The sequence below is a fragment of the Archangium lipolyticum genome (assembly GCF_024623785.1).
In the GTDB taxonomy this organism is placed as follows: domain Bacteria; phylum Myxococcota; class Myxococcia; order Myxococcales; family Myxococcaceae; genus Archangium; species Archangium lipolyticum.
This window is the reverse complement of record NZ_JANKBZ010000005.1, coordinates 230467-250851: the sequence shown is the minus strand read 5'-3', so window position 1 is coordinate 250851 and position 20385 is coordinate 230467. Positions and strand designations below refer to the sequence as shown.

The 20385-nt window shown below is 70.4% G+C and carries 15 protein-coding genes; 9 read left to right on the top strand and 6 right to left on the bottom strand.

Annotated features, from left to right (window positions below; genetic code table 11):
* Window positions 1-7 precede the first annotated feature (7 nt).
* The gene (locus NR810_RS13910) at window positions 8-1156 is read right to left on the bottom strand and encodes a hypothetical protein (protein ID WP_257452691.1); all 1149 of its coding nucleotides are present in this window, start codon (window positions 1154-1156) and stop codon (window positions 8-10) included.
* A gap of 80 nt (window positions 1157-1236) precedes the next feature.
* Here NR810_RS13910 and NR810_RS13905 point away from each other — a divergent pair, with 80 nt between their 5' ends.
* The 3 genes from NR810_RS13905 to NR810_RS13895 are packed head-to-tail and all read left to right on the top strand — an operon-like array spanning window position 1237 to window position 3981.
* Window positions 1237-2445, top strand: a complete 1209-nt coding sequence (locus NR810_RS13905) for a sensor histidine kinase (protein ID WP_257452689.1) — start codon at window positions 1237-1239, stop codon at window positions 2443-2445.
* Window positions 2446-2480: 35 nt separating this feature from the next.
* Window positions 2481-3593, top strand: a complete 1113-nt coding sequence (locus NR810_RS13900) for a restriction endonuclease fold toxin-2 domain-containing protein (protein WP_257452687.1) — start codon at window positions 2481-2483, stop codon at window positions 3591-3593.
* 16 nt (window positions 3594-3609) lie between these two features.
* Window positions 3610-3981 carry a hypothetical protein gene (locus NR810_RS13895; protein ID WP_257452685.1) on the top strand — a complete coding sequence of 124 codons (372 nt, stop codon included), beginning with the start codon at window positions 3610-3612 and terminating at the stop codon, window positions 3979-3981.
* Window positions 3982-4016: 35 nt separating this feature from the next.
* Here the strand turns inward: NR810_RS13895 and NR810_RS13890 are convergent, their stop codons facing one another.
* Entirely contained in the window at window positions 4017-6095 is a 2079-nt protein-coding gene (locus tag NR810_RS13890) for a sensor histidine kinase (RefSeq protein WP_257452683.1), read from the bottom strand.
* A 338-nt stretch (window positions 6096-6433) separates the two neighbouring features.
* Here NR810_RS13890 and NR810_RS13885 point away from each other — a divergent pair, with 338 nt between their 5' ends.
* The 6 genes from NR810_RS13885 to NR810_RS13860 all read left to right on the top strand — a co-directional run bounded on the left by NR810_RS13885 (window position 6434) and on the right by NR810_RS13860 (window position 16841).
* Complete coding sequence (locus NR810_RS13885) at window positions 6434-7876, top strand: sigma-54-dependent transcriptional regulator (RefSeq protein WP_257452672.1); 1443 nt, start codon at window positions 6434-6436, stop codon at window positions 7874-7876.
* A gap of 117 nt (window positions 7877-7993) precedes the next feature.
* The gene (locus tag NR810_RS13880) at window positions 7994-10888 is read left to right on the top strand and encodes a GAF domain-containing protein (protein WP_257452669.1); all 2895 of its coding nucleotides are present in this window, start codon (window positions 7994-7996) and stop codon (window positions 10886-10888) included.
* A 140-nt stretch (window positions 10889-11028) separates the two neighbouring features.
* Complete coding sequence (locus NR810_RS13875) at window positions 11029-13371, top strand: BamA/TamA family outer membrane protein (RefSeq protein WP_257452667.1); 2343 nt, start codon at window positions 11029-11031, stop codon at window positions 13369-13371.
* 21 nt (window positions 13372-13392) lie between these two features.
* Window positions 13393-13986 carry a hypothetical protein gene (locus tag NR810_RS13870; protein WP_257452665.1) on the top strand — a complete coding sequence of 198 codons (594 nt, stop codon included), beginning with the start codon at window positions 13393-13395 and terminating at the stop codon, window positions 13984-13986.
* A gap of 148 nt (window positions 13987-14134) precedes the next feature.
* Window positions 14135-14755, top strand: coding sequence for a DUF2378 family protein (locus NR810_RS13865; RefSeq protein WP_257452662.1), 621 nt, complete (start codon window positions 14135-14137; stop codon window positions 14753-14755).
* 112 nt (window positions 14756-14867) lie between these two features.
* Window positions 14868-16841: a tetratricopeptide repeat protein gene (locus NR810_RS13860; protein WP_257452659.1), complete on the top strand. Its 1974-nt coding sequence runs from the start codon at window positions 14868-14870 to the stop codon at window positions 16839-16841.
* Between the two features lie 5 nt (window positions 16842-16846).
* Here NR810_RS13860 and NR810_RS13855 read toward each other — a convergent pair whose 3' ends face one another.
* From NR810_RS13855 to NR810_RS13840, 4 genes are read right to left on the bottom strand one after another with little or no spacing between them, the layout of a single operon-like run.
* Window positions 16847-18481, bottom strand: a complete 1635-nt coding sequence (locus tag NR810_RS13855; RefSeq protein WP_257452657.1) for an FAD-dependent oxidoreductase — start codon at window positions 18479-18481, stop codon at window positions 16847-16849.
* Window positions 18472-19968 (bottom strand): polyamine aminopropyltransferase, encoded by a 1497-nt coding sequence (locus NR810_RS13850; RefSeq protein WP_257452655.1) that lies wholly within the window; start codon window positions 19966-19968, stop codon window positions 18472-18474. The genes NR810_RS13855 and NR810_RS13850 overlap by 10 nt, the downstream gene beginning before the upstream one ends.
* Window positions 19969-19992: 24 nt before the next feature.
* Window positions 19993-20226 (bottom strand): DUF350 domain-containing protein, encoded by a 234-nt coding sequence (locus NR810_RS13845; protein ID WP_257452653.1) that lies wholly within the window; start codon window positions 20224-20226, stop codon window positions 19993-19995.
* Complete coding sequence (locus tag NR810_RS13840) at window positions 20226-20375, bottom strand: hypothetical protein (RefSeq protein ID WP_257452651.1); 150 nt, start codon at window positions 20373-20375, stop codon at window positions 20226-20228. The genes NR810_RS13845 and NR810_RS13840 overlap by 1 nt, the downstream gene beginning before the upstream one ends.
* Window positions 20376-20385 lie beyond the last annotated feature (10 nt).

Below are 20385 nucleotides of genomic sequence, written 5' to 3'. Positions count from 1 at the left end.
CAGACGCTTAATCACGCACTCCGGGTATGACCACCCTTGAATCGAGGGTGATGCCTTGTGGAGAACCATCTCCGGCGTGGCGTGTCCACCCGAGCCGGGAGAGGAGCGTCGAATCCCGGCTCGGTTTCCAGATGAACGCATCCAGCAGGTAGTGCGTGGCCTGGGGCAGAGCGAGCAGGGGGACCACGAGCGTCAGCACGTCCGCGGGCAGCACCCACCCGCCGCTCTCGCCGAAGAGGAGGGGGCGCTCGTGCCAGACGAGCCTGTCCCAGAGGAGCTCCTCGCCCAGGGCGAGCGCGAACAGCACCAGGAGGAAGCCGGGCAGGCCCGCGCGCATCACGGTTCCGAGCCACCCCTGGCCACCCTCGGCGAGCCGCCCGCGCGTGTAGCGGAAGAGGAGCGCGAAGTAGGGCACGCCGTGCAGCAACACGTTCGTCACGGTGAAGCCGAAGTCGTCCCGGGCGAGCACGATGCCACCGAACCACGTCACCCAGGTGGCGAGCACGAGCAGCACCTTGCCGGCCTGGAGCCCCTCGCCGCGCACGACGCGCGACACCTGGAAACCCGCCCACGCCACGAGCACGAGCCCGTGGACGGCGAGGGCCGCGGTGCCCACCCACTCCGGGAGGCCAGAGAGGAAGTCGTTCTCCACGAACCACCAGAAGTCGCGAGGCAGGTGGGCGTGCCACCAGACGACGGGGCCGAGGGTGGCGGCGTAGATGGCGGCGGCGTCGAGGGCGCGCTCGGTGCTGGAGACACGAGCCTTGCGATCGTAGAGGGCCACCCAGCCGTACTGCTGGCGGACGAAGTGGAAGAGCGCGGTGTACGCGAAGAGACTCCAGAAGACGCCCGGGGAGATGGAGTACGCGAGGACACCCAGCAGGTACGCCACGAGCGGGGCCGCGACGTAGAGGCCGGGCCGGAGCCGCAGCTCGTCCCCATCGAGGTAGGTGCGGAACAGGGTGGACCACACGTGGGCCACGTCGACGCCGACGACGAGCAGCACCCAGGCCCAGAGAGGCGTCTCCCCCACGGCGCCCAGCGCGGGCGCGGCGAGCAGGAGCGCCACCGAGACGAGCGCGCTGCCCGCGAAGACGGCGAGGTCCACGCCTCGGCCGAAGAGCCATGCCTGGGAGGGAGCGAGAAGACGGGACATCTCCCCGGAGGGTATCAGCCCATTGGATCCCGTTCCAAAGCTGGAAGGAGACGGCGCGCGGCCCCAACATCGCCCCGCCGATGCCTCCCGACCTGCCCCCGCCCCCCACCCGCTTCCGCCGCCGGCTCCTCGCCGTGATGCTCGTCACGGGGCTGGTGCCGCTCGTGCTGCTCGGCTTCCTCGCCCGGCAGGCGCTCCAGGAGCTGCTCTCCGTGTCCCTGGCGCCCGTGGAGCAGGTGCTCGACGAGCTCTCCGCCGGGCTCGCCCGGGAGGGCCACTCCCAGGCCGCGCTCGACGAGGCCCGCCTCAACCTCGCCCAGGCGGAGCTCGCCCGCCGCGCCCTCGTCCGCCGCACCCCCATGCTCATCGCGGCCCTGCTGCTCGTCTCGGCCGCGGTGCTCACCGCCGCCGCCGTGCTGCTCGGCCGAGCCCTCACCCGCCCCGTCTCCACCCTCACCCGGGGCATGTGGGCCTACGCACGCGGAGACCTCTCCGTCCAACTGCCCGCCCCCGACTCGCCCCGGGACGAGCTCCAGTTCCTCCTCGTCCAGTTCAACCGCATGGGCCGCGAGCTGGCCGCCCAGCGCGAGCGCCTCAAGTCCGCCGAGCAGATAGCGGCCTGGCAGGACGTGGCCCGTGCGCTGGCCCATGAGCTGCGCAATCCCCTCACCGCCATGAAGCTCGCGCTGGCGCGGCTCTCCCGCGCGGACGGGCCGCCGGACGCCACCCGCATCGCCGAGTCCGTCTCCCTCCTGCAGGAGGAGGTGGAGCTGCTCATGCGGATGACCCGGAGCTTCTCGGATTTCGCCCGTCTCCCCGCGCCGCGCTTCCAGCCCGTCGCCCTGCGTCCCCTGCTCGCCGAGCTGTGTGCCCTCTACCAGGAGACCTCTCCCGTCCCCGTGGAGCTCCAACCCGGCCCGGAGCCCACCCTCTCCGCGGATCCGGACGGCCTGCGCCGCCTCTTCGGCAACCTCCTCAAGAACGCCACCGAGGCCTCACCCTCCGGCGCCGCGCCCGTGCACCTCTCCCTCGAGGCGCTCCCCTCCTGCGTGCGTGTCTCCATCCGCGACCACGGCGGCGGGATTCCGCAGGTGCTCGAGGGCCCCGCCCTCACCCGGGGACTCTTCAGCACCAAGCCCGGCGGCAGCGGCCTGGGGCTCCCCATCGCCCAGAAGATCGTCCACGAGCACGGAGGCACCCTGCGCCTGGAGCCCGCGCCCGGGGGAGGCACGCTCGCGCGCGTGGACCTGCCCTTCAACCCTCCACCCGCCGGGACAGTTCCACCGTGAAGTCGCGGCGCCGCACCCGGTCAGTGACTACATCCATGAGAATCATCCTCTGTTGCCTGTGTCTTCTGTTCGCTGCGCCCGCGTTCGCCAACTCGGTGGAGGACGGGCTGTGCCATGCGCGGCCCCAGCCAATCGAGACGATGGAGAAGTCTGAGAAACTCTGCCGCGCCTTCATTCGTGCCCTGGGGCGTATGCCAGACGAGGCAATGCGGGAAGTGCAGGCGATGTTGTCTCCCGAGAGCCTGGCGCTGATGGGGACGATGACCACGGCATGGATCGGCAGCCAGGGCATTCCCGTGCTCGGACAGGCCGTGGACGTGGCGCTGCTGGCGCTAGGCGTCGTAATGGCCGCGGCGCAAACGGCTGCCGTGAAGGACTCGCTGTGGCACTACGTCAACTCCGCGACCAACGCGAGCGATGAGGCGGGACTCGACACGGCGGCAGCTCACCTCGCTCGAGCCATGGCCACGGTGGGGGTGAGCGTCGTGACGTTCATCCTGATGAAGAAGGTATCCAACAAGGTGCAGAAGCACCCAGGGCCACGCGAGCCCCCCTCCTCACTGCCTGAGCCCGTACCGGTAACCAGGGGCGGGCGTTTGGGTAACTCAGTGGGAGCCTCACCGGGCGTCGTCACGGGGGTTGGGGTAGCGCCCGCGTTGGCCACTGCGGGTGGACGCCCAGCAGGAGGGCCGGCACAGGCCGAAGGCGGGACCCCCAAGAAGGTGGACCTCGAAGCCTTCAAGAAGTGGATTGAAAAGGTGAAACGGCGGCCCGCCCGCGAGGACTCGGAGTCCTACAAGTACCAGAGGAAACATGCGGGGCCGGAGGAGATGCAGGTCTCTGGCGGTGGAGAGGAAGTCTGGGCGGACGGTGCCCGCTTGGACAAGGCGAGGCTGATCGAGGTCAAGCACATTGGCGATGCCGAGAGAAGCCCGTTCATTGCTGGCTCGAAGTGTGCCGAGAAGGCCCGAACCATGATCCTGAACGCACTCATGGACGAGTTCGCACGTTACGCCGCGGTCATCAAGGACCCCAACACGCCTGTCGTGGAGCTCGAGGTGATTGTCAACGACAGCAGGGCCGTTCCCCTCTTCGAGCAACTCCTGAAGAATTTTGGCATTCCAGGTGAGGTCGTCGTTCGTCCTTGAAGCAGGGAGAAGGTGGATGAAGTTCTTCATCATGTCGGAAGATGGCGGATTGCCGTCTGCCTCTGATTTCATTTCCAGCCTGAGCGCGCGATGGCCCGGTGCCACGGTGAAGCCAATCTCCAATCCCCAGAGAAGCTACGCGCTGGAGTTCAGCATTCCCATGACGGATTCAGCATTGGAGGGTTTGCTGGATAGAGCAGGTAGCTCCATCACACTCGAAGGTGCCTCTCTTCGAGAGATAGCTGGGTTCGTCCAATGGTGCCGCACCCTCGTTCCCTCTCACCTGCCAGTCATTTTCTGCGACGAAAGCATGAACGGCGAGGTGAAGGTGACACCGGTGATGACAGCAGCGGAAATACTCGAAGCATTCCATGCAAGTGGAGGGTGAGCGCTGGCTGCGATAGGGCGCGAGAACCGTGCCCCTCAGCCCTCCACCCGCCGGGGGAGCGCCACCGTGAAGGCCGAGCCCCGGCCCTGCTCGCTCTCCACGCGGATGTGCCCCCCGAGCAGGGAGACGATCTGCTTCGTGATCCACAGCCCGAGCCCCAGTCCTCCATAGTGACGATCCGGCACGGCCCGCTCGAAGCGCTCGAAGATGCGCGCCTGATCCACCCCGGAGATACCGATGCCCTCGTCCCGCACGCGAAGGCTCACGCCATCGGCCGTGGCCACCGCGGACACCTCGATGGGCCGGCCCTGCCCGTACTTCACCGCGTTGGCCAGGAGGTTCGTCACCACCTGATCCAGGCGCGAGCGATCCCAGCTCCCGGCCAGCGAGGACTCCAGCGTCAGCGACAGGGCACAGCCCGCCGTCTCCAGCTCCGGCCGCATGCGCGCCGCCACCTCCTCCACGAGCACCGCCAGGTCCATCTCCTCGAGCACCAGGGGCAGTCGGCCGGAGGTGATGCGGCTCACGTCCAGCAGATCTCCCACCAGTCTGTTCAACCGTTCCCCCTGCCGCTGACACGTGGCGACCCACTTCACCACCCCGACGCAGTCACCCGAGGTGGCCGCGTGGCGGACCAGACTCTGCAACCCGAGTTGCAGGGCTGTCAGGGGCGTGCGCAGCTCGTGGCCGGCGATGCCGAGGAACTCCTCCCGCAGGGCGACGGCCTCCCGAGCCTCCCGGTACAGCCGGGCGTTGTCGATGGCGTACGACGCATGCGCGGCGTACTCCCTGGCGAAGGTGAGGTCGTCCTCGGTGAACGTCCGCTCCGAGGAGCCGAGCACCAGCACTCCCGCCACGCCGTGGGGGGTGGCCAGCGGGATGAGCATCAGCGAGTGGAGGCCGAGCCGCCAGCGCAGCTCCCGCCACGCATCGGCCCGCTCTCCGTGCCCGCCGTCCGGGAGATCCACCATCGCCAGGAGCCGGGGCCGTCCCGACACCATGGCCTCGTGGATGGGGGTCTCCTCGGAGAGCGCGGGCAGGTCCGCGCTGGCGATGAGGGACTCGGCCGCGGGACTCTCATGGGTCACGGACACGAGTCCGAGCTTCCCATCGGGCCGCCACCCGAACAGCGCCGCCGCGTTGGCGAGCGCGGGGACGCACAGCCGGGCCAGTGTCCGGGAGGTCTGCTCCGGGTCCAGCGACGAGGAGAGCACCGCGCTGGACTCGGCCAGGAAGCGCTGCGCCTCCGTGGCCCGCTTGCGCGCGGTGACGTCCTGGATGGTGCCGATGGAGCCACGCGGGCGGTGCGCCTCGTCGAAGAGCGGCACGGCGGAGATGACGACGGTGCCGCGCCGCTGCCCCTGGACCTCCAACTCCAGCTCGACGTCGAGCACCTCCTGGCCCGTCGTGGCCGCCCGCTGCATCGGCAGCTCCTCGGGCGTGAGCGCGCGGCCCTCGTCGAGGTAGCGGATCGGCTGGCGCTCTCCGTCCGGTGCGCTGAGTGAGATGTTGCTGTCCAGCGGAAGCCCGTGCAGCCGCGAGAACCAGGTGTTCTGCCGGATGCACCGGCACTCCCTGTCCTGGGCGATGCCGATGCCCACGGGGATGACGTCCAACAGCGTCTGGAAGTCGGCCACCTGGCGCCGCAGCTCCTCGCGCAGCCGGTACGTCTCCAGCGCGAACGCGACGCACCCGGCCAGTTCCTCGGCGAGCGCCAGCGCGTCCTCGTCCAGGCGCAGCGCCTGCGTCCTCGTGGCGAAGGAGAGGACCCCCACGAGCTGGTCCCCCAGCCGCAGGGGAACCGCCAGGCAATCCAGGAGCCCGGCGTCCTGACGGAGGGGGTGCGCCCCATCCTCCGGGGACAGGGCCAGGAGCACCTCCTCGGAGGGGCCACGGAGCAACTCCGGCCTGCCCGTGCGGGCCACCTCCCGGGCCAGCGGCGAGGGCGGACCACATGGGGGCCCATGCACCTCGCCATGGGGCGAGCGGAAGGCGGCGGCCCGCTGGAGCACGCCCTCCTGGAGCAGGTCGAGGTCACACCAGTCCCCCAGCTCCGGCAGCGCGACGCGGCCGAGGCAGCGGAACACGTCGGAGCGCCCAGTACACGCGACCAACGCCAGGCTCATCCGCCCGAGCAGTCCGCCGTGAGGAGCGCCCCCGGGGCCGTGGCCTCCAGAGCGCCCCCACCCCCGGCAGGACGGCACCTCGGACGAAGACGCCTCGGGAAGAGGGCCCCTGCCGGGGAGCGAGGAAGCACCAACCAGGGGCCTGCCCGCTCCTCCGCCCTCGCGTTGCTGGATGGGGATGGAGGCGTGAGCGAGTACACCGAAAGCACCACGGATGCCCGCCTGCCTTTTCACGGAATGACCTCCCAGGACGCGGAACGTACGGTAAGGCCCGCCGTGCCCCCTGCACCCAGCTCGTTTGTACCTTCCATCAACAGGAGGTGGGCGTGCTCCTACTCCCCTCGGCGGCCCTCCCGGCGCCGGTGCGCTACGCTGGGCCCGTGGAAACCCCGCTCGCTCCCCCGCGCCCCCAGGCGCCCGGCCCCCGCATCCTCCTGGTGGACGACGATCCTGGCGTCCTCAAGGGGCTGCGCGGCCTGCTCTCCGACGAGGGCTTCTCCCCCGTGGAGGCCCGCTCCGCCGCCGAGGCCGTGCGCCTCCTCGACGCGCCCGGCCAGCCGCCCGCGTTGATGCTGCTGGACCTGCGCATGCCCGGTGAGACGGGGCTGGAGTTGCTCGCCCGGCTGCCCAGGCCCCTGCCCGTCCCCGTGGTGGTGCTCTCCGGCGAGGCCTCGCCCGCCGAGGCCGTGCAGGCCCTCAAGCTGGGCGCCACCGACTTCGTGGAGAAGCCGCCCTCGCCCGAGCGGCTCCTCACCGCGCTGCGCAACGCGCTCGCCCTCAGCGAGCTCCGGGAGGAGCAGCAGCGGCTCCAGGAGGAGCTGGCGCGGCCCGGCCACCTCGTGGGGGACAGCCCGGCCATGGAGTCGCTGCGCAAGCTCATCGCCCGCGTGGGCCCCAGCGACGCCTCCATCCTCATCACCGGCGAGACGGGCACGGGCAAGGAGCGCGTGGCGCGGGCGCTCCACCTCGCCTCGGGGCGCAAGGGGCGGCTGGTCGCCGTCAACTGCGCCGCCATCCCCTCCACCCTGCTGGAGAGCGAGCTGTTCGGCCACGAGCGCGGCGCCTTCTCGGGCGCCACCACGCGGCGGCTCGGCCGCATCGAGCAGGCCCATGGCGGCACGCTGTTCCTCGACGAGCTGGGGGACATGCCGCTGGAGCTCCAGGCCAAGCTGCTGCGCGTGCTGGAGACGAAGGAGGTGGAGCGCCTGGGTGGCGGCCTGCCCATCCCCGTCAACGTGCGCATCCTGGCCGCCACGCACAGGGATCTCGCGCTCGCGGTGCGGGAGGGCCGCTTCCGGCAGGACCTGTACTTCCGCCTCAACGTGCTCCCCCTCACCCTGCCCCCCCTGCGCGAGCGGCCCGAGGACATCCTCCCGCTCGCCCGGGCCTTCGCGGCGGAGCTGGCCGGGCCAAAGGTGCCGCTGGTGCTGGCACCCGGCGCGGAAGAGGCCCTGCGCGCCTGGCCCTGGCCCGGCAACGTGCGCGAGCTGCGCAACTTCATCGAGCGCCAGAACCTGCTGCGGGGTGACGGCCCGCTCACCCTCTCCCCCGAGTCCCTCACCGGCCCTTCCTCCCTCATGGCCGCGAAGCCTTCCAGCCTCGTGCTCGGGCAGAAGAGCTACCGCGAGCACGTGGACGACTTCGAGCGCACGCTCATCCTGGCCGCCCTGGCGGAGGGAGGCAGCATCGCCGGGGCCGCGCGCCTGCTGCAGGTGGACCGGGGCAACCTCTACCGCCGCGTCAAGGCGCTCGGCATCCCCGCGACTTGAAGCGCCAGGCGCAACCCGTCCCGCGGGGAGGAGGGAGAAGCAGGAGAAGGCACGCTTGAGCCAACCCGGCCATTGCCATCCGGGTGGGCCCGTCCTCAATGTGTGCTGAGGCCAGGCATGACGCTCCGAGCGCGCACGAGGGCCCTTCTGCTGGCTTCCTCGGCAATCTACGTCATCGTGGGGGTGATCTCACTTCACAGTGCCCGACAGTGGATCGACGGCGAGCGGTGGGTCCGCCATACGCACGAGGTCCTGGGAGCGCTGCAGGAGGTGCGGGTCGATGTGAGCCAGTCGGAGTCGATGGCTCGCGGGTTCATCATCACCGGCTCCGATGAATTCCAGCACAGACTGTCCGACCTCGCGCGGAGGGTTCCCCCGCAGCTCGACTCCGTGGCCCGCCTGACGGCGGACAACCCGGTCCAGCAGGGGCAGGTGACCTACCTGAGGAGCCTCGTCACCCGGCGCCTGCGACTGCTCGAAAGCGCCGTGGAGACACGCGAGCGGCAAGGGCACCCGAATGGCGTCCTCTCCCCCATCCTGCTGGAGGGGCACTCCACCATGGATGAGATCTCCCGGACCATCCAGGCCATGAGCGCCGAGGAGAACAGGCTCCTCGCGCTGCGCAACGAACGGGCCCGGACGACCGCCCGGTTCACCATCGCCGCCATCTCCACGGGCATCGTGGCGACACTCCTGCTCGTCTTCCTCAGCAAGCAGGTCCTCGCCCGGACGATCAACCGCCCCGTCGAGCTCCTGCTCGAGGGGGTGGGGCAGTTCTCGGCGGGTGCGCTCGGCTTCCGGATTCCCCTGCCACCTGGCGACGAGCTCGGACGAATCGCGGCGGCCCTGAACCAGATGGCCGAGACGCGCCACTCCGTCGAGGCGGAGCTCAAGCAGACGAGCGGGCTGCTCGACTCCATCATCTCGGCCATGCCGCTCGCCGTCATCGGTCTGGACGGAACGGGCCAGGTGACGACGTGGAACCCCGCGGCCACCCACCTCTTCGGGTGGTCCCCCACCGAGGTGCTCGGCTCCGCGCCTCCCATTCCCCTGGGATGCCCGCTCGAGGGGCCGGACTCGCGCCGGGCCGTCGAGATGGAATGCACGCGGCGGGATGGCTCGCGGGTGGAGGCACGAATCATCACCTCCGGGCTGGTGCTCGGGAACGGCGCCACCGGGCTGCTCGCTATCATCGAGGACATCACCCAGCGCAAGGAGTTCGAGCGCGAACGGGAGCGGCTCCTGGAGGGCTCACGGCGGCTCGTGCGCCGCCTGGAGGCGATCGTCCATGCGTCGATCGTCATCGGAGACGAGATTTGGAAGCCCGGCGGCACCTCCCAGTTGCACCAGTGCATCACCGAATGGGCCCGGAAGCTCACCGGCGCCGACTACGCGGCCCTGGGGATCGGCACCGACTCCAGCAAGCCCTTCCACTCCTGGGTGTTCAGCGGCGTCGACCCCGACGTGGCCAGGAGGCTCGGACGCGCCCCTCGGCCCGTGGGGGTCCTCGGATGGGTGGCGCGGCAGGGACAATCCATGCGCGTGGAGGACGTGCGGGAGAGCCCCCTCTTCCAGCAGCTGCCGGGCGGGCATCCGGAGCTGGGCCCCTTCCTCGGCATTCCCATCCGCTACGAGGGGAAGAGCGTGGGCAACCTCTACCTGGCGAACAAGGTGGGGGGGACCGCCTTCACGGAGGAGGATCAACGCATCATCGAGCTGCTCGCCGCCTACGCGGGAGTCATCATCGAGAACAGCAGACTCCACCGGGGACTGGAGACGGAGCGCAACCGGCTCCGCTTCCTGTCCCAGGCCAGCGAGCGCCTGGCGCGTTCACTGGATGACGAGGAGCTCGTGCGGCTCATCGTGGAGCTGCTCGTCCCCGAGCTCGCGGAGGTGGCCAGCGTGGATCTCCTCGTGAGGGACGCGGAGGGCCGGTGGGTGGTCCGGGCCGCGGAGTCCACCGTGGGCAGGCCCCCGCGGCGGGGCGGGTCCCAGCGCATCCGTTTCGAGCCCGGCTCGCGCCATCCCGTCCTGCGCGTCATCCACTCGCGTGAGCCGCTGGTCCTCAAGGAGGAGGTCATGCTCGGGCTCTCGCCTCCGGATGGTGATGACGGCGCGGAGCCGCCCCTCGCCCGCGAGGCGATGATCATCCCCCTCAACGTGGGGGAGCAGACGCTCGGAGCGCTCACGGTGGCCTCGGTGCGGGCCGGCCGCTACACCGACGAGGATCTGGCGCTCGCTCGCGATCTGGCGCTCCGCGCGGCCATCTCGCTCGACCACGCCAGGCTCTACCGGGAGGCACAACAGGCGCTGAGGAGCCGGGAGGAGGTGCTCGCGGTCGTCTCGCATGATCTCCGCAACCCGCTCAACGCCATCACGCTCGCGACGCGGCTGCTGTCCCGGGCCCGTGACAACGAGGAGCTCTTCACCCGGAACGTGGGAGTCATCCGCGGCACCGTGGACCAGATGAGCCTGCTCATCGAGGATCTGATCAACGCGGGGGCCATCGAGGCCGGACGCCTGTCCCTCCACCGGATGCCGCACGAAATCACGGACTGTCTGCGCGAGAGCGTGGAGATGTTCCGGCCGGTGGCCCAGGAGAAGGAGCAGCACCTCGAGGTCCACCTCGATCCCGGGCTCCCCCGGATGACGTACGACCTGCCGCGGATGAGGCAGGTGGTGTCGAACCTCGTGGGCAACGCCATCAAGTACACGGGCAACCATGGCACCATCCAGGTCTCCGCGCGGCGCATGCAAGAGGAGCTCGTCGTCTGCGTCCAGGACACCGGCCCCGGAATCGCCGCCGGGGACCTCCCGCACGTCTTCGACCGGTATTGGCGTGTCCGGGGCGCCTCCCAGTCCGGGACGGGCCTGGGGCTGTACATCGTGAAGGGCATCATCGAGGCCCACGGTGGGAGGACGTGGGTGGAGAGCGAGGTGGGACGGGGGAGCCGGTTCTACTTCTCCCTCCCGCTCTCGCGGCCCCCCACCGAGCGTGAGCTGCCCACCTGAACGGGCTCCGATGTCATTAGGACATCACCCCCGCGACATCAGGATGTGGAGATGACATCTGCCCCAGGATTCGGGCACCGTGTTTTCGCGTACTTGCCGCGCCAGGTGACCTGGAACGCCACGTGCTCCTCCCGTCCCGCATGAACCGCTTCGCACTCCTTCTCTGCATCCTCTCTCTCACGGCCAATGCCCAGGGGACCGCCGACGCCGGCACCCCGCCGCCCCCCACGCCCGAGGCCCCCCAGGAGCCCGCGCCGCCGCCCGCGCCGCCGCCCGCGCGAGAGGACGATCCCTGCCTCTCCGAGGATGACGACGAGGGCGGCTCCGACGTGCTCGACGCGCTGCGGTTGAGCATCAACGGGGAGAACCGCGCGCTGGCGGGAGTGGAGCTCCAGGGCCTGGAGCGGCTCTCGGAGACGCAGGTGCGCAACCTGGCCCGCATTCCCGCCAGGGGGCCGCTCTCGCCCGAGCAGGCGGCGATCGTCCTCCGCCGGCTGGCGCGCACGGGGCTGTTCACGCGGGTGACGCCCACGGTGCGGCTCGTGGAGGGCTCGACCCCGGTGCTGGTGGTGGTGCTGGAGGAGCAGCCCTACGTCACGCGCGTGGACTTCGAGGGCCTGAGCGAGGACGAGCTCCGGGACGTGCGGGACGAGCTGTTCCGGCTCCCGCCGTACTCCACCGATGACGGCGACGACGAGGAGGACGGCGACGACGACGGTGACATCAGCGTGCGCATCGAGACGGAGGACGGCCGGGTGCAGATCTCCGCCCGGAAGAAGACCTGCCCGGCGCCGTACCCTCCCCGGGAGCTGCTGGCCTCCTTCAAGAAGGGCGAACTCCACCCTGGCTTCGTGTGGCGGGGCCTGCCCGCGGCGCTGGAGCGCGGGTTGGATGAGCTCCACGACGAGGGCTATCCGCTCGCGACGCTCGACGCCGCGCTGAGCCCGGACGGCTCGCTGACGGTGCGGGTGGACGAGGGGCGGGTGGAAGCGGTGGAGGTGACGGGCGTGGACGAGGACGTGGCGGAGCAGGTGCGCGAGGTGCTGGGCATCAAGCCCGGCAACGTGCTGCTGCGCAGCGATCTGCGCCGCGCGGCGAGCCGGCTGGAGGCGGAGATGCCCTTCCTGTCGCTGAGGGACGTGGAGACGCTCCCCTCGGAGGACACGCGCTTCCAGGAGGAGCGCGTGGAGGGCGGCGTGCGGCGCTACCAGCTGGTGCCGGAGGAGCGGCGCGAGCGGAAGAAGCACCAGGAAGAGGAGGAGGTGGAGCTGTCCTGGAGCGAGCTGACGAAGAAGTGGGAGCGCGCGTCCGAGGACGCCATCACCACCGTGGGCCGGCGCGTGGTGGTGCACGTGAAGCCACGGGGTCCCTCCTTCGACGTGGACCTCATCCCCATGCACACGCAGGTGACGGGCTTCGCGCCCGGCCTGTCGGGCTCGGTCGACCTGTGGGACGTGCGCAACCGGGCGCACGTGAAGCTGGACGCGGCGCTGACCATTCCGCTGCGGTGGGGCGGCCAGCGGATTCCGGAGGATCCGGAGCAGACGAGGCTCCAGCGGCGGCTCAACTGGCTGGTGGGGGCGAAGGCCCGGGTGCCGGTGTTGCGGCTCGCCGAGATCGGCGTCCAGCTCCATGACTTCACGGACACCTTCGACCGGTGGCGGCTGGGAGCCATCGACTCGTTCATCTACTCGGCGCTCCTCAACCGTCCGGACGCGGAGTACTTCCGGCGCAGCGGCTTCACGGGCTTCGCCACCTGGCGGCTCGGGACGCAGTGGCTCCTCGGGGCCGAGTACCGGCGGGACACGTACGAGTCGCTGGTGAGCTTCTCGCCGCCCTTCTCCCTCTTCCGGCGTGACTCGGCGCCCTTCTCCAACCCGGCGGTGGACGAGGGGAGGATGACGTCGGTGGTGGGCCACCTCGAGTACGCGAGCGACGCGGTCCGGGCGGAGGGCGTGGGCTCGCTCTTCCGCAGCCCCGAGCTGTCGCTGCTGCAACACGACTGGGAGTGGCCGGAGCGCTCGGCGGTGCGCAGCCTGCTGACGGTGGAGGTGGGCAGCCCCGAGCTGGGGGGAGACGACCGGTTCCGCTTCTGGAAGGCGGTGAGCGACTCGGTGCTGTACGTGAACACCGGACACGACTCGGGGCTGCGGCTGCGGCTGCGCGCGGCAGGAGGCGAGGATCTGCCGCTGCAGAAGCGGGAGGCCCTGGGCGGGTGGGACGCGCTGCGCGGCTTCGCCTTCAAGGAGTTCCGGGGAGACGCCTCGGTGCTGGTGAGCGCGGAGTACCGGTGGGGCTTCCTCGGGGCCTTCGCGGACGTGGGGACGGTGCACCGGGACGAGGCGGGCTGGATGGACCCGAGGCTGGGCGTGGGCGCGCAGCTGTACTTCGGGGACTCGGTGCGCTTCACGGCGGCATGGCGCACGGACGAGCGGGCGGCGCTGGTGCCCGAGGCACGGCTGCTCTTCGCGCGGACCTTCTGAGGCGCCATGGGGGCACTCGACATGAGGGCGAGGAGGTGGCTCGGCGCGGCCCTGGTGGCCACGGTGGGCCTCCTCGCGCCCCCGGCCCGGGCGGAGGACCCACCCCGGGTGACGTGCTCGGCGACACGGGTGGGGCGGCGCGTGGTGGTGCGGCCCGAGGCCTTCGCCCTGGTGGCTCCGGAGCTGGAGCGATTGATGCGGCTGGGGCTGGCGGGGCGGCTGGAGGTGGAGCTGACGCTGCTGCGCCGCCGGGCGCTGTGGTTCTCCGAGCAGGTGGACGCCACGCGGCTGACACAGGTGCTGGCCTGGTCCTCCAAGGAAGGCGGCTGGGTGCTGGACGGCAGGCCATTGGGGGTGAAGCCCGAGCCGCTGGAGTTGGAGCGGGTGGCGTGGGTGCTGGAGGAGGAGCCGGAAGCGGAGAAGACGTTCGTGGTGGAGGTGGGGGTGCGGCTACAAGTGGTGACGGCGGCGAGCCTGGGGAAGGTGGCGCGGTGGCTCACGCAGGCGGAGAAGACGGAGGCGGAGCGCTCGTCGCTGACACGGGGCCTGCTGCGCACCGTGGCGGAGGACCTGACGCGCGGGGCGGAGGGACGCTGCACCGTCCAGTCCCTGTAGCCTACCCGGCAACAGGGACTCGCTCCTCGGACGGCCGGGCGGGCACGTGTCCATCGGGTGTCCGCCCGGTGTCTGGCACCTGGGGACGGGAGTACCATCCGTGCGCGGGCTGGCGGCATGGAACTCCTGCTCCCGCTGGAAGTGATGCATGCACGATGAATGGGAGGCGGACAGCGGCGCCTCGTACGACGTGGAGCGGGATCTGGAGCAGCGGTTGCGGTTGGCGACCCCGCAGCACACGACTCGCGGCATCCTGTTCAAGGCCACGTTGAAGGCCGTGCGAGACCTCGGCGGAACCGAGGACGTCGTGCGGCAGTGCGTGGAAGCGAGTGGGGAGAAGGAGCTGCTGGACTTCTTCAGCTACCCCACCAGCGCCCTCCTCCGGTTGCTCGCGGCCGCGGGACGGGGGCTGAGCTCCAGGTATGGGAGCGTCGAGGAGTCCCTGCGGCAGATCGGCCGGATGTCCGGAGAGAGCTACATGGACTCCGCGGTGGGCCGGTCGGCGCAACTGATGACCGCGACGGATCCGAAGCATTGGGTGGGCGCCCTTCAGACGATCTACAAGGTCGTGATGCCCTACGGGGAGCCGACGGTGCACTGGAGGGGACCGAGGAGGAGCATCCTCGCCATCCAATGCGCCTTCACCCCGCTCCCGTACCACGAGGGGGGAGCACTGGCGATCGCCGGGCGTCTCGGCTTGAAGAACGTGCGGGCGCGCGCACGGCCCACGGGAGAGCTCAGCATCGAGCTGGACCTGTCCTGGGAGTGATGCGCCCGGTCGGCGCCCTCCTCTCCGCTTGACTTCTCCGGTCACCTCGCGAATACCACCTTTCCGGTAACCCTGACGGGGTGGGCTGCCCGTGCGGGAAAGGAGAGGATCCATGAGCAAGCGGAGCAAGCGGCGGCAGAAGACGGGAGGAGGAGGACTCGTCGCGGAGCGTCTGCGCGCGGCGCGGGTTTCGGTCGAGGCGCTCCTCGAGGAAGGCCGTACAGCGGAGGCCCGAGCCGTGCTCACCCGGCTCGAGTCGCGCTTCCCGGACGACCCGCGGGTCCTGGAGACACTCGCCGACCTGACCTACGAGGTCGGTGACATGCAGCGCTATCAAACCGCCGTGGAGCGGCTGAGCGCATTGCGTCCCGATGATCCGGATCTGGCGCTGGCCGCGGGGGCGGCGGCGCTGGTCAACCTCTACCCCGTCATCGCCCTCCAGTCCTTCCGGCGCTTCCTGGCGCGATGGCCCTCGCACCCGAACGCCGCCGAGACCCGGCAGACGTTGGAGCAACTGGAGAAGGCCGTGCCAGAAGTGCTCTCCACGCTTGGGCTCGCTGAGGCGGGGGAGCAGGGCGAGCGGATCGCCCTGGAGCACGAGCGCATCCAGCACCTGCTCGCCTCGGGGCGGACGCATGAGGCACGCGAGGCCGCGGAGGCCCTGTACGCGGTCTGGCCGCGGATGCCCGCGATCCTCAACAACCTCGGGCAGGCGGCCTGGGCGGAGGGGGATTGTGCCCGGGCGGAGGCCGCCTTCCGGCAGGTGCTCGAGTCCCATCCGCACAACGTCCATGCACTCGCCAACCTGACTCGCGTGCTGCTGCTCTCCGGCCGCACGGAGGAAGCCCACGCGTCCGCCGGACGGCTCACGGCCTCCACCGCACCGGCCGATGACCGCTGGCTGAAGACCCTCGAGGCCCTCACCTACCTGGGTGATGACGTGGGGGTGCTCGAGTCCTTCGAGAAGATGGAGCGGGAGCAGAAACCCCAGCTGCCCTCATCGGAAGCCCAGATGCGGCACATGGCGGCTGTCGCGGCGCTCCGCCAGGGTGACTCCAGCCGGGCCAGCCGCTGGTGGGCGGAGGCCTTGGAGCTGATGCCCGACCTGGAACCCGCCCTGCGCAACCTCGAGGCGCTCGACCTGCCCGTGGCCCTGCGTCCCGCGCCGTGGGCCTTCGACCTGGCGGGCTGGCTGCCACCGGCCCGGATGAACGCGCTGGGCCAGCGCCTGGAGGCCTTGAGTGAAAACAAGGCGGAGAAGCGGCCCCTGGGAACCGTCCTGCTGGCGGAGTTTCCCGAGGTGCTTCCCCTCGTTCCCCTGCTGCTGGACCGCGGGAGTCCGGAGGGGGTGCGATTGATCCTCGGCTTGTGCGACCTGATGGAGGAGATCCCCTTCGTCGAGGCGCTGAAGCACTTCGCCCTCGGCGAGCGGGGCGCCCTGGGTGATCGGTTCCGTGCCGCGCGTGTCGCCCTGTCCGCGGGAGCGGCCCGCGAGGACGAGCTGATGCTCTGGACGGGGAAGCGCCGGCAGCCCTACCGCTGGCTCGACATCGAGGTGTCCAACACGCCCCTGAGGCAGCAACACGCCCCCAGAGTGGAGCGGCTGCTGGAGCGCTCCGTGGAGCTGCTCCAAGGGCGGCAGGGAAGGAAGGCGGAGCAGTTCCTCCGGGAGGCGCTCGCCCTCGAACCGGACTCACCCGATCTGATGAACAACCTGGCCGTTGCCCGTCAGCTGCAGGGGCATGCAGAGGAGGCGGAGCGCATGAGCGAGGAGATTCATCAACGCTGGCCAGACTATTTCTTCGGCCGCTGCGCGGTGGCCCGCCTGCGCATCCAGGCTGGTCGCCTGGAGGAGGCCCGCCAGTTGCTCGAGCCGCTCCTGTCCCAGCGCAGCCTGCATGTGTCGGAGATCTCCGCGCTGTGCGCGGCCCAGATGGAGCTGCTGATCGCGGAGGAAGACGCGGAAGACGCCTGGGTGTGGCTCCACATCCTGGAGACCTCCCATCCGGGAGATCCTCAAGTGGAGCTCTACCGCGACAGACTCGAGCTCCTGGAAGGCCGGATCCCCGAATCGTGGATGCCGTGAGGCACTCAGAGCCAGCTCGGCCCGGCCCGGCCGAAGCCCTTCAGCACCCGCTCCGCCGCCCTCACCCCGAACCAGTTGGCCTCCTCGAAGAGGGCCATGCCGCCCAGGTCCGAGTGGGCGAAGTGCAGCGCGTCTCCCAGACTCTCCTGGGCCGCGAGGCGCGCCGGGCCCCACATGAAACCCGGTGAGGGCCGCACCATGGCGTGCCCCCAGCGCATCACCTCCAGACGCCGGGCCTGCTCGGCGATGCCCGGGTGCGCGGCCAGGAGGTCCGCCATCACCAGGCCCTCCCACTCGGCATAGCCCGCGGAGAGCACCTTCTGGCGCTCGGCCTTCACGTCCAACCCGGCCATGGGCAGGTACCAGGTGAGCACCGTGGGCCCGCGCTCGTCCATGCGCAGCTGCTGGTGCGTGGCCACCACGTAGCCCAGGCTGCGGCTCTCGTAGAAGACGTTGTCCCACGCCTGCGGGAAGCCCTGTGAGAGGGGCGCCTCCGAGAGCGTCAGGTTCGCCACCACCCAGGGCCCGTACTGGAAGGCGCCCAGCCACTCAGGACGCTGCTGCCGCCACGGCGCCACCACGTGCGCCGCCACGAAGCGCGGGCAGGCCAGCACCACCTGCCGGGCCCGGTACGCCCGAGGCCGTCCCGTTGCCGCCTCCACCGCGTCCACCCGGCAGCCGCCCTCCACGGGCTCCACCGTGTGCACCAGCACGTCCCGCTCCACCTGCCCCGGCTGCAACGAGGACAGCAGTTGTGCCACCAGCCGCCCGTTGCCCTCGGGCCAGCTCAGGAAGCCCTCGCTGCGCTCCCCCTTCCCGTCCTGCCGCGCGGCGAAGTACCAGATGCCGGCCCACGCGGAGACGCCCTCGGCCGTGGTGCCGTAGTCGTCCCGGCACGCGTAGTCCACCAGCCAGCGCAGCCGGGGCGAGCGGAAGCCCTCCGCCTCCATCCACCGCGCCATCGTCAGCTTGTCGAGCGCCGTCCACTCGGCGTCGTCGCTGCTGAGCGCGGTGGGCACCGCGAAGGCCTTGCGCCCCTTGGCGTCCCTCGCCGCCGCGAAGGCATTCATCCGCGCCTCGAAGCGCTCCAGCTCCGCCAGATCCTCCGGGCTCGCGCCCGCGCGCAGGTACAGGCCCTCGTACCACTCGCCCTTGTAGAAGAGGCGCTCCTCGGGCTCGCGGATGAGCAGCTCCTCGGAGAAGGCGGGGTAGCCCTGCGCGTCCACGCCCGTCACCGCGCCCATCTCGCGCAGCAGCCGCACCACCGGCCCGGCGTCCACCAGCGGCGCCGGCAGGTAGTGCGCGCCCCAGGGGTACGCGGACACCTCGTTGCGCCCCGAGCGCGACGTGCCGCCCACCTCCGCCTCCAGCTCCACCACCCGCACGTCCTTCACGCCCGCGGCCGCCAGCCGCCATGCCGCGCTCAGGCCCGCCACACCCGCGCCCACCACCAGCACATCCACCGCCTGGGCCTCCGCCGCGCGAGGCAGCGGGCCTCCACGCAGCTTGTGCCCCACGTCCACCGCCCGGTCCACGATGGCCCCGGGCACCGGCTCGCGTGGGCGCGCCCTCCGGCAGGCACTGGCCGCCACCGCCGAGCCGAGGAACGCGGCGACGAGCTCCCGCCGCGTCAGTTCCACCGCCGCCACTCCTCCTCGTAGTAGTGGACGAGCACCTGGTTGTTGAGCCGGTTCACCTCCGCCGGCAGCGGCCCCATGTCCATGGGGAACTGGAAGAGCGTGGGGTGCGTGTCCTCGGAGAGGAAGCGCAGCCCCTGCGGCAGCGGACGGCGCGGCAGCGTGCCCTCGTGGGCCACGAGCACGTAACCCCACTCGCCGAAGGAGGGCACCAGCGCGTGGTACGGCTGCGTCCAGAAGCCCGCGGCCGCCAGCGTGGTGTTCACGCACCAGAAGGAGCGCCGGGCATAGAGGGGCGAGGTGCTCTGGACGACGGCCACCCCGTCCGGCGCGAGCCGCCTCTTCAGCAGCTTGTAGAAGCCCGTGGTGTACAGCTTGCCCAGCGCGAAGTTGTTGGGGTCCGGGAAGTCCACCACGATGACGTCCCAGGAGTCGCCCTCGTCCCCGAGGAACTTCATCGCGTCCGTGTTGATGACGTGCAGCCGCGGGTCCTTCATCGCGTGCGCGTTGAGCTCGGCCAGCTCGCCGTACTGCGCGGCGAGCCCGGTGATGGCGGGGTCCAGGTCCACCAGGGTGAGGTTCTTCACCTCGGGGTACTTGAGGATTTCGCGCGCCGCGAGCCCGTCCCCGCCACCGAGCACCAGCACCCGCTCCACCCGGCCCGCGCGCACCATGGCCGGGTGCACCAGCGCCTCGTGGTAGCGGTACTCGTCCACGCTGGAGAACTGCAGGTTGCCATTGAGGTACAGCGAGAAGCCCCGCTTGCCGCGCGTCAGGACGATCTTCTGGTAGGGCGAGCTCGTCGCGTGCACCACCTCGTCCGCGTAGAGGTGCTCCTCGGAGAAGTCGGTGAGCCGGTCACCCAGCACGAAGCCCACCACGAGCAACAGGCTGAGCAGCACCGCCTTCACCCGCAGCCGCAGCGGATGGGCCAGCACCGGCGCCAGCAGCCACGTGCTCCACAGGCCCACCAGCGCGTTGAGCAACCCGAAGAGCAGCGAGGTGCGCACCAACCCCAGCTTCGGCACGAACAGCAGCGGGAAGGAGATGCTCGCCGCCAGCGCGCCCAGGTAGTCGAACGTCAGCACCTGGCTGACCAGGTCCTTGAAACGCACCTGGTCCTTGAGGATGCGCAGCAGCAGGGGAATCTCCAACCCCACCAGCGTGCCGATGGTCAGCACGCTCCCGTACAACGCCACCCGGAAGACGTCCGTGAGGGCGAAGGTGAGGAAGAGCAGCGGCGCGCACAGGCCGCCCACCAGCGCCACCCCCAGCTCCACCTCGACGAAGCGCTGGGGCAGGCCCCGGTCGATGAAGCGCGACAGCCAGCTGCCAATCCCCATGGCGAAGAGGTAGCCACCAATCACCGTGGAGAACTGGGTGATGGAGTCGCCGAGGAGGTAGCTGGCGAGCGTGCCGACGATGAGCTCGTAGATGAGCCCGCACGTCGCGATGACGAGGACGGTGACGAAGAGGAGCGTCTTGTTCAAGCGGGGACTGCCTGCCGCGGGACGTCAGCCCGAGATGGCCGCGGCCACGATGATGGCCAGGCCGAGGATGAAGGAACCCATGACGATGCCGAGCGCGGTGTTCTGGTCGACCTCGATCTCCTTGTGCACGTCGAAGGGCATGATGAGCCGGAAGATGAACAGGCCCGCCACGAACACGGCCAGCCCCACCAGCGAGTACACGAGGCTCGCCACCAGGTTGTCCAGGCTCACCACCACTGCCAGCACGCCGAGCGACATCACTTCCCTCCCATGAAACCGCCGGTCCAGTAACGGGTTCCGCCGCCACGCGTGGCCACCTGGCCACGCTGCGCGCGGGTGAAAGGCTCCCAGCCCGAGAACGCCACCAGGGCGTAGAGCACGACGATGATTCCACCGAAGTACTTCATGGACTGCCTC